Source organism: Clostridium bornimense (genome assembly GCF_018917145.1).
GTDB classification, from domain to species: Bacteria; Bacillota; Clostridia; order Clostridiales; family Clostridiaceae; genus Clostridium_AN; species Clostridium_AN bornimense_A.
In genome coordinates this window covers 1-746 of the sequence record NZ_JAHLOD010000134.1, presented here as the reverse complement: position 1 = coordinate 746, position 746 = coordinate 1, and the positions used below count along the sequence as shown (strand labels likewise).

Genomic DNA, 746 nt, shown 5'->3' with positions numbered 1-746 from the left:
GTCAAGAAAGAAGATATCTCTCTTGAATATAAGGATAACAACTTAACTATCTCTGCTAAAAGAGATGAAACTATCGATGAAGAAAAAGATAACTACGTAAGAAAAGAACGTCATCATGGTACTTTCTCAAGAACTTTCTACGTAGAAGACATAAAAGAAGATTCTATTTCAGCCAAGTTTGATAATGGTGAGCTTATTGTAACCTTACCAAAACTTCCAAAGACTGAAGAAAAAGTTAATAAGATTGATATCCAATAATTTTATAAGGAGGTCTTTTATATGTTCGGATTAATACCTTTTAACACTAATTCAATTGATAACAAAGGAGATGGGTTCGGAAACTTATTATCAGACTTCTTTGATGACAACTTCTTTACACCATTTTATAAAGAAGCTAATGCTTTTAAAGCTGATATTAAAGAAACCGAAAATGAATATTTAGTAGAAGCTGAATTACCTGGCGTCAAGAAAGAAGATATCTCTCTTGAATATAAGGATAACAACTTAACTATCTCTGCTAAAAGAGATGAAACTATCGATGAAGAAAAAGATAACTACGTAAGAAAAGAACGTCATCATGGTACCTTCTCAAGAACTTTCTACGTAGAAGACATAAAAGAAGATTCTATTTCAGCCAAGTTTGATAATGGTGAGCTTATTGTAACCTTACCAAAACTTCCAAAGACTGAAGAAAAAGTTAATAAGATTGATATCCAATAATTTTATAAGGAGGTCTTTTATATGTT

The 746-nt window shown here is 30.6% G+C and carries 2 protein-coding genes; both read left to right on the top strand.

Going from position 1 to position 746, the window contains the following annotated elements; genetic code table 11:
* Positions 1-258 (top strand): Hsp20 family protein (locus KQI30_RS16880; RefSeq protein WP_216464503.1); only part of this gene is annotated, 258 nt, incomplete at its 5' end.
* A gap of 21 nt (positions 259-279) precedes the next feature.
* Positions 280-720, top strand: a complete 441-nt coding sequence (locus KQI30_RS16875) for an Hsp20/alpha crystallin family protein (RefSeq protein ID WP_216464501.1) — start codon at positions 280-282, stop codon at positions 718-720.
* The last annotated feature ends 26 nt before the right edge of the window (positions 721-746 follow it).

What these genes read in the sequence shown, in the direction of transcription:
- KQI30_RS16875 (WP_216464501.1), top strand. Translation starts at nt 280, where the DNA reads ATGTTCGGATTAATACCTTTTAACACTAATTCAATTGATAACAAAGGA.